Here is an 8,446-nt window from a genome sequence, read left to right as displayed (position 1 = left end):
GGGGCCCCCCGCCTGGTGGGGGGGGGGGCGGGCGCCGGGGGGGGCCCGCCCGGGGCCCCGGGGCGGGGGGGGGGGCTCGCCCCCGCCCCCCCCCCCCCTTGCCCCGTGCCGCGCGGCAGTCAGACGCCGTACACGTCCGCCTGGCGTGGCGACGGGTCCTGGATGGCGCCGCTGAGGAACGTGGCGCGGCCGCTGAAGCGGTCGGTGTTGACGCCGTTCTCCTCCAGGACCTTGATGGCGGCGGAGTGCACGACGCGCAGTACGGGCGTGGCGGCGCGCAGGGCGTCGTCGGCCATGAAGCGGTGGCGCCAGGGCTTGTCGGCCCAGGCGTGGCGCAGGCCGAAGGGCTCGGGGAGGACCAGGCTGCCGCCGAGGTAGTCCAGGATCGGCGGGTACCAGGTGAAGGGGGCGCGTACCGCGAGGCGCACCACTTCCTGGGCGTCGACGAGCGGGAGGTTGCGCGTCGTGGTCTCCCAGAACTTGACGGTCTTGCTGACCGTCTTGGTCTTGGGGGAGGGCTTGCTGGTGAACAGGGAGTGGACCGGGCCGAGGGCGTGGCCGGTGACCTCGATGCGCAGGGTCTCGTGCAGGACGGTCACCGTGATCAGCATGGTGATGACGAGCTGGCCGTCCCAGAGGGTGAACTGCACGCCGAGGTAGTGCCGGTCGCCGCTGCCGAACTGCTGCTCGTTGCAGATGCGCTGTATCTCGTGGCCCTTGATCTGGAACGCCTCGACGTCGGTGCCGGAGGGGCGGGAGACCGCGCCGGCGTTCTCCCCGATGGGGGAGACGATCCAGTGCTTTATCGACGGGGTGGGGAAGCCCCCGGTGTGCAGCGGGCCGCGCTCCAGCATGCGGAGCTGGTCGTGCACCGCGCGTATGACGTCCCAGCTCCGGAAGGGGTTGATCTCCTTGCCGTCCTCGCGGGGGGTGAGCTCCTCGGCGAGCTGCCAGCTTCCCCAGCGGGTGCCCATGCCCAGTATCCCCTTGGGGCCCGCGTAGAAGACGGAGTTGCTCTGCTGCTCGGCGGAGAGGCGGGCGAGGCCCTGGCGCAGGCGCTCGGCGGAGGTCTCGCCGGGGCTGCCCGGCACGGCCTCGGGGATCTTGGCGGCGACGCCGCCGCCGGAGAGCAGGCCGGACCAGCGGTCGCGCAGGTCCTTGGCGGTGGCTTCGGCCATGTGCTTGGCCAGGAACCAGCCGATGAGGGGGGCGACGAGGGACAGGCGCAGGTACCAGGCCCAGAAGCCGTCGAAGGGCAGCTTGACGAGGACGATGACGACGAGGATGCCGACGGCCACGAGGACGGCCGTGGAGACGGCCTGGGCGCGCTTGTCCTTCTGCTTGGTGATCCAGCGGTGGGCGGTGAAGACGAGCAGCCAGGCGAGCAGGCCGGGCAGGAAGAGCAGCCCGCACACGGCCATGACCGCCGTGAGTCTGCTGTCGCGCTGGCGGCGGATGCGGGTGGCGGCGAGGCAGTGCTCGACGACGGTCTGCGGCTCGGTGCCGAAGGACTGGATGAGGGGTTTGCGGGCGCCGCCGAGCATCCGCACCTGGACGGTTCTGGAGAAGGCCTCGCCGAGGCTCGGCCGGAACAGGGACCACAGGCCCGGTTTCACCACGGACTTGTGCCAGTCGTTGTTGGCCTTGAGGATCTCGTCGACCTCGCTGTCGCGGTAGGCCGCCGAGGCCAGGGCATGGGTGGCCGCGGTCTGTCCGGCGGAGCCGGAGAGCGGTACCTGGGCCCCTGGCCTGAAGTCGAATGCGTCGTCCGCCACCTGCCGCCCCCACTCGCCGCGCCGCCGGTCGGCGCGGCCCTTCCCGACTGCGTAGTTTCCCGACTGCGCGGCCAGGCACACCTGTTGAGCCGGCCGGTACATCAGTTGATCAGGTCATCAGCGTATCGGTGCGCACCGGCATCCGGCAGTCCTCGGCCGAATGCCGCCCGTCCGCGGGCGCGCGGAGCGGGCGGCAGGGGGCCGGTGGGGCGTGACTAGGCGCCGGGTCCGGCCTGTTCGCGGATCTTCTGGGCCACTTGCGGGGGCATCGGTTCGTGCCGGGCGTACGAGCGGTTGAAACGCGCTGTGCCCTGGGACAGGGACCTGAGGTCGATGGCGTAGCGGCCGATCTCGATCTCGGGGACCTCGGCGCGGACGAGGGTGCGTCCGCCGGGGGCCTGTTCGGTGCCGACGACGCGGCCGCGCCGTCCGGACAGGTCGCTCATGACGGTGCCCACGTACTCGTCGGAGATGAGGACCCGGACGTCGGCGACGGGTTCGAGGAGGTGGATGGTGGTGCCCGCGGCGGCCTCGCGCAGGGCGAGCGCGCCGGCGGTCTGGAAGGCGGCGTCGGAGGAGTCCACCGAGTGGGCCTTGCCGTCGAGGAGGGTGACGCGGATGTCGACGAGGGCGTTGCCGGTGGCGACGCCCTTGGCGGCCTGGGCGCGGACGCCCTTCTCGACGGAGGGGATGAACTGCCGGGGGACGGCGCCGCCGACGACCTTGTCGACGAACTCGATGCCGCTGCCGCCGGGCAGGGGTTCCACCTCGATCTCGCAGATGGCGTACTGGCCGTGGCCGCCGGACTGCTTGACGTGGCGGCCGCGCCCGGCGGACCGGCCCGCGAAAGTCTCGCGCAGGGACACCTTGTGGGGGACGACGTCGACCTGGACGCCGTAGCGGCTGCGGAGCCGTTCCAGGGCCACGTCGGCGTGGGCTTCGCCGAGGCACCACAGGACGACCTGGTGGGTGTCCTGGTTCTGTTCGAGCCGCATGGTGGGGTCCTCGGCGACGAGCCGGGAGAGCCCCTGGGAGAGCTTGTCCTCGTCGGCCTTGCTGTGCGCCTGGATGGCGAGCGGGAGCAGCGGGTCGGGCATGTCCCAGGGCTCCATGAGGAGCGGGTCGTCCTTGGCGGAGAGGGTGTCGCCGGTCTCGGCGCGGCTCAGTTTGGCGACGCAGGCGAGGTCGCCGGCGATGACCCGGGGCAGGGGGCGCTGCTGTTTGCCGAAGGGGGCGGACAGGGCACCGACGCGCTCGTCGGCCTCGTGGAGGTCCCGGGGCTCGTGGCCGCGGTCGGTGAGGCCGTGTCCGGACACGTGCACGGTGTCGTCGGGGCGCAGGGTGCCGGAGAAGACGCGGACCAGGGAGATCCGGCCGACGTAGGGGTCGGACGCGGTCTTGACGACCTCGGCGGCGAGGGGCCCTTCGGGGTCGCAGGTGAGGGCGGGCCTGGGGGTGCCGTCGGGGGTGGTGACGGCGGGCACGGGGCGCTCCGGCGGGGTGGGGAAGCCGCCGGTGACGAGTTCCAGGAGTTCGACGGTGCCGATGCCCTGGCGGGCGCCGCCGGCGGCGGGGGCGGCGGCGAGCACGGGGTGGAAGACGCCGCGCGCGACGGCGCGCTCCAGGTCGTCCACGAGCGTCTTGTGGTCGATCTCGTCACCGGCGAGGTAGCGGTCCATGAGGGACTCGTCCTCGCTCTCGGCGATGATGCCCTCGATGAGCTTGTTGCGGGCCTCCTCGATGGCGGGGAGCTGGTCCGGGCCCGGCTCGGACTCCTTGCGTTCGCCGGACGCGTAGTCGTACACGCGCTGGGACAGCAGGCCGACGAGGCCGGTGACGGGGGCGTGGCCGTCGGTGCCCGGCTCGCCGTGCAGCGGCAGGTACAGCGGCAGCACGGCGTCGGGGTCGTCGCCGCCGAAGGCGTCGGCGCAGGCGCGGGTCATCTGCGGGAAGTCGGCGCGCGCGGATTCCAGGTGGGTGATGACGATGGCCCGGGGCATGCCGACGGCGGCGCACTCCTCCCAGACCATGCGGGTCGCGCCGGTGATGCCCTCGACGCCCTCGGCGGCCGAGACGACGAAGAGGGCCGCGTCCGCGGCGCGCAGACCGGCCCTCAGCTCGCCGACGAAGTCGGCGTATCCCGGGGTGTCCAGGAGGTTGATCTTGTAGCCGCCCCATTCGACGGGGACGAGGGAGAGCTGGACCGAGCGCTGCTGCCGGTGCTCGATCTCGTCGTAGTCGGAGACGGCGGTGCCGTCCTCGACGCGGCCGGCCCGGTTCACCGCCCCCGCGGTGAGGGCGAGGGCCTCCACCAGAGTCGTCTTGCCCGACCCGCTGTGGCCGACCAGCACCACATTCCGTACGGACGCGGGATGGTCGGCCGTCGCTGCCCTGCCGGCGGCTCCGGGGTGTGCGTTCGCCTTGTCGCCCATGCCTTGGCCTCCCGGTGACGCGCATGGTGAGGAGGCTCAGCCCCCTCGGGGATGCTGGCTCAAGCGCGGACACACGGAGAACCGCTGCGGGGGCGGCTCCGACGACGCCCGCGGTGCTTCCGAGCTTTCCACTTGCGTCACTGTGCGTCCATACGTCGTACGCGATCGTGAGGGGGCGAGCCGCCCCCTCCGGGGCGTGACTACGATGGGCCAGCCGGTGGCCAACGGGGCCGCCGTGCGCACCGACCCTCGGGAAGGCCATGCTGAACAAGTACGCGCGTGCGTTTTTCACGCGTGTCCTCACGCCGTTCGCCGCGTTTCTCATCCGCCGCGGGGTCAGCCCCGACACGGTCACGCTCATCGGCACGGCCGGGGTGATGGCGGGAGCGCTGGTCTTCTTCCCCCGCGGGGAGTTCTTCTGGGGCACGGTCGTCATCACGCTGTTCGTGTTCTCGGACCTGGTCGACGGCAACATGGCGCGGCAGATGGGCCGCTCCAGCCGGTGGGGCGCGTTCCTGGACTCGACGCTCGACCGGGTCGCCGACGGCGCGATCTTCGGCGGCTTCGCCCTCTGGTACGCGGGCTCCGGCGACGACAACATCCTGTGCGCGGTGTCGATCTTCTGCCTGGCGAGCGGCCAGGTGGTGTCGTACACGAAGGCGCGCGGTGAGGCGATCGGCCTGCCGGTGGCCGTCAACGGCCTGGTCGAGCGCGCCGAGCGCCTGGTGATCTCGCTGGTCGCTGCGGGCTTCGCCGGGCTGCACAAGTTCGGGGTGCCCGGCATCGACGTGCTGCTGCCCGTGGCGCTGTGGATCGTGGCCGTCGGCAGCCTCGTCACGCTCGTGCAGCGGGTGGTGACGGTGCGCCGCGAGGCCGCCGAGGCGGACGCCGAGGCCGCGCGGCAGGACATGCCACAGAGCGGGACGGCGTCGTGAGCCGCGGCGCGGAGAAGCTCACCGACGCCCTGTACGGCGCGGGCTGGAGCACCCTCAAGAAGCTGCCGGAGCCCGCCGCCGTGCGCCTCGGGCGCACCATCGCCGACGTCGCCTGGAAGCGGCGCGGCAAGGGCGTGCTCCGCCTGGAGGCGAACTACGCGCGCGTGGTCCCGGACGCGTCGCCGCGGCGCCTGGCCGAGCTGTCCAGGGCGGGCATGCGCTCGTACATGCGCTACTGGATGGAGTCGTTCCGGCTGCCCGCGTGGAGCGAGGAGCGCATCCGGGACGGCGTGACGGTCGAGGACGTGCACCTCCTCACGGACGGCCTGGACCGCGGCCGCGGCGTCATCCTGGCGCTGCCGCACCTGGCCAACTGGGACCTGGCGGGAGCCTGGGTCACCACGAAGCTGAAGACGCCGTTCACGACCGTGCAGGAGCGGCAGAAGCCCGAGTCCCTGTACGACCGCTTCGTCGCCTACCGCAGCGGCCTCGGCATGGAGGTCCTGCCGCACACCGGCGGCTCGGCGTTCGGCACGCTGGCGCGGCGGCTGCGCGCGGGCGGCCTGGTCTGCCTGGTCGCGGACCGGGACATGTCGTCGTCCGGGGTCGAGGTGTCCTTCTTCGGCGAGACGGCGCGCATGCCCGCCGGGCCCGCCGCGCTCGCCCAGCAGACCGGTGCGCTGCTGCTGCCGGCGACGCTCTGGTACGACTCCTCGCCGGTGATGCGCGGGCGCGTGCACCCGCCCGTCGACGTGCCCGAGGAGGGCACCCGCAAGGAGAAGACGGCCGCCATGACGCAGGCGCTGGCCGACGCGTTCGCCACGGGCATCGCCGCGCACCCGCAGGACTGGCACATGCTCCAGCGCCTGTGGCTCGCGGACCTCGACCCGGCGAAGGGGCCCCGGCGCGCGGGAGGCGGAGGGACGCGGTGAGGATCGGCATCGTCTGCCCGTACTCGTGGGACGTGCCCGGCGGCGTCCAGTTCCACATCCGCGACCTGGCGGAGCACCTCATCCGCGTGGGGCACGAGGTGTCCGTCCTCGCCCCGGCGGACGACGAGACCCCCCTGCCGCCGTACGTGGTGTCGGCGGGCCGGGCCGTGCCGGTGCCGTACAACGGCTCGGTGGCGCGGCTCAACTTCGGCTTTCTGTCGGCCGCGCGCGTCCGCCGCTGGCTGCACGACGGCACCTTCGACGTCATCCACATCCACGAGCCGACGTCGCCCTCGCTCGGCCTGCTGGCCTGCTGGGCGGCGCAGGGCCCGATCGTGGCGACGTTCCACACGTCCAACCCGCGCTCCCGGGCCATGATCGCGGCGTACCCGATCCTCCAGCCCGCCCTGGAGAAGATCAGCGCGCGCATCGCGGTGAGCGAGTACGCCCGGCGCACGCTGGTCGAGCACCTGGGCGGCGACGCGGTCGTCATCCCGAACGGCGTGGACGTCGACTTCTTCGCCGACGCCGAGCCGCGCCCCGAGTGGCAGGGCCGCACGCTCGGCTTCATCGGCCGCATCGACGAGCCCCGCAAGGGCCTGCCGGTGCTGATGAAGGCGCTGCCGCGGATCTTCGCGGAGTGCCCCGAGGCGCGGCTCCTCGTCGCCGGGCGCGGCGACGAGGAGGAGGCGGTCGCCTCGCTCCCGGCGGAGCTGCGCCGGCGGGTGGAGTTCCTCGGCATGGTCAGTGACGAGGACAAGGCGCGCCTGCTGCGCAGCGTCGACGTGTACGTCGCCCCGAACACCGGGGGGGAGAGCTTCGGCATCATCCTGGTCGAGGCGATGTCGGCGGGCGCCCCGGTCCTCGCGAGCGATCTCGACGCCTTCGCGCAGGTCCTGGACCAGGGCGCGGCCGGCGACCTGTTCGTGAACGAGGACGCCGACTCCCTCGCGGAGGCGGCCGTACGCCTCCTCGACGACCCGCGGCGGCGCGCGGAGCTGCGCGAGCGGGGCAGCAAGCACGTGCGGCGGTTCGACTGGTCGACCGTCGGGGCGGACATCCTGTCGGTGTACGAGACGGTGACGGACGGGGCGGCGGCGGTGGCGGCCGACGAGCGCACGGGCCTGCGAGCCCGGTTCGGCCTCGCCAGGGACTAGCGGGGCCCTGCCCCTTTTGCCCACCCGCCCACCCGCCCGGCCCTGGCGGTCCCGTGCGGCCCCGGCCTGGCGGCTTTCCGTCCGTCGTCTGGCTGTTCCGTCGCTTCGCGCCGGATGGTTTCCCACCCGCCCACCCGCCCACCCGTGCGGGTCCGGTGCGGGATGGGCGGGGGAGTCTCAGGGCGCAAGGCGCAGCACCGCATCCAGCCCGTCCGGCGTTTGAGGACGAGGCGCGAAGCGCCGACGGGCCCGGGCCGTGTGCCCCGTGGGGCGCCGACGGCCCCGGCCAGGAGGGACCGCGGGGTGGCCGGGGCCGGGCCCCGGGCTCGTAGCCGCACCCCGGCGGTAGCCTAGGCCGCTGTGACCTCCACCTTGATCTGGATCGCGGCGGCCCTGTTCGCGATCGGCCTCTACCTGAGCTGGACCGCGGGACGCCTGGACCGGCTGCACGCGCGCATCGACGCGGCCCGCGCCGCGCTCGACGCGCAGCTGCTGCGCCGCGCCTCGGTCGCCCAGGAGCTGGCCACCTCCGGAGTGCTCGACCCGGCCGCCTCGATCGTCCTGTACGAGGCGGCGCACGCGGCCCGGCAGGCGGAGGAGGAGCAGCGCGAGGTCGCCGAGAGCGAGCTGAGCCAGGCGCTGCGCGCGATCTTCGGCGAGGCCCAGCAGGTGGAGGCGGTGCGCGAGGCACCGGGCGGCGACGAGGCCACGCGGGAACTGGCCGCGGCCGTGCGCCGCGTACCGATGGCACGGCGGTTCCACAACGACGCCGTACGCGCGGCCCGGGCGCTGCGCCGGCACCGCAAGGTGCGCTGGTTCCGCCTCGCCGGGCACGCGCCGTTCCCGATGGCGGTGGAGATGGACGACGAGCCGCCGGTGGCCCTGGTCGACCGGACCACCGCGTAGACCGGACCGCGGGGCCTAGGTCCGGCCCGCCTTGCGGAGCAGCTTGGCCACCTCCAGCCCCCACAGGGCGAGGGAGGCGACGGCGAGCGGCATGAACGGGGCCATCCGCCAGCGGAAGCCGTGGTTCACGGTCTCCCAAGTGACGTACACGGGCAGGACGAGGGCCGTCACCACCCCGTGCGCGTCCCACCACCGGCTCGCACGCCGCGCGCCCCTCACGACCGGCGCCACCACCGCTGCCCGCACCACAGCCCAGACTGCCCGCATGTCCCCAGAATGGCGCCCGCGTACGGCCCCCGGGGAGTGGTC

Annotated in this window: 7 protein-coding genes; 4 read left to right on the top strand and 3 right to left on the bottom strand. The window is 73.5% G+C overall.

The window, feature by feature from the left end:
- Nucleotides 1–119: 119 nt before the first annotated feature.
- Together QK440_RS28375 and QK440_RS28370 are read right to left on the bottom strand one after the other, a co-directional pair.
- A complete protein-coding gene (locus QK440_RS28375) occupies nt 120–1,775 on the bottom strand; it encodes a hypothetical protein (RefSeq protein ID WP_282796069.1) in 1,656 nt (551 codons plus the stop codon).
- 215 nt (nt 1,776–1,990) lie between these two features.
- Entirely contained in the window at nt 1,991–4,207 is a 2,217-nt protein-coding gene (locus QK440_RS28370) for an elongation factor G-like protein EF-G2 (protein WP_282796068.1), read from the bottom strand.
- A gap of 260 nt (nt 4,208–4,467) precedes the next feature.
- Here QK440_RS28370 and pgsA point away from each other — a divergent pair, with 260 nt between their 5' ends.
- The 4 genes from pgsA (at nt 4,468) to QK440_RS28350 (ending at nt 8,137) form a co-directional block, all read left to right on the top strand.
- The gene (pgsA, locus tag QK440_RS28365; protein ID WP_282796067.1) at nt 4,468–5,142 is read left to right on the top strand and encodes a phosphatidylinositol phosphate synthase; all 675 of its coding nucleotides are present in this window, start codon (nt 4,468–4,470) and stop codon (nt 5,140–5,142) included.
- On the top strand, nt 5,139–6,074 hold the full coding sequence (locus QK440_RS28360) for a phosphatidylinositol mannoside acyltransferase (RefSeq protein ID WP_282796066.1): 936 nt from the start codon (nt 5,139–5,141) through the stop codon (nt 6,072–6,074). The genes pgsA and QK440_RS28360 overlap by 4 nt, the downstream gene beginning before the upstream one ends.
- Nucleotides 6,071–7,231 (top strand): glycosyltransferase family 4 protein, encoded by a 1,161-nt coding sequence (locus QK440_RS28355; RefSeq protein WP_282796065.1) that lies wholly within the window; start codon nt 6,071–6,073, stop codon nt 7,229–7,231. Before QK440_RS28360 ends, QK440_RS28355 begins: the two co-directional genes overlap by 4 nt.
- Nucleotides 7,232–7,591: 360 nt before the next feature.
- On the top strand, nt 7,592–8,137 hold the full coding sequence (locus QK440_RS28350) for a hypothetical protein (protein WP_282796064.1): 546 nt from the start codon (nt 7,592–7,594) through the stop codon (nt 8,135–8,137).
- A gap of 15 nt (nt 8,138–8,152) precedes the next feature.
- Here QK440_RS28350 and QK440_RS28345 read toward each other — a convergent pair whose 3' ends face one another.
- Complete coding sequence (locus tag QK440_RS28345) at nt 8,153–8,404, bottom strand: hypothetical protein (RefSeq protein WP_282796063.1); 252 nt, start codon at nt 8,402–8,404, stop codon at nt 8,153–8,155.
- Nucleotides 8,405–8,446: the final 42 nt, after the last annotated feature.

This window comes from Streptomyces sp. CC224B, assembly GCF_030010595.1.
In the GTDB taxonomy this organism is placed as follows: domain Bacteria; phylum Actinomycetota; class Actinomycetes; order Streptomycetales; family Streptomycetaceae; genus Streptomyces; species Streptomyces longispororuber.
This window is presented reverse-complemented; position numbering and strand designations above follow the sequence as displayed.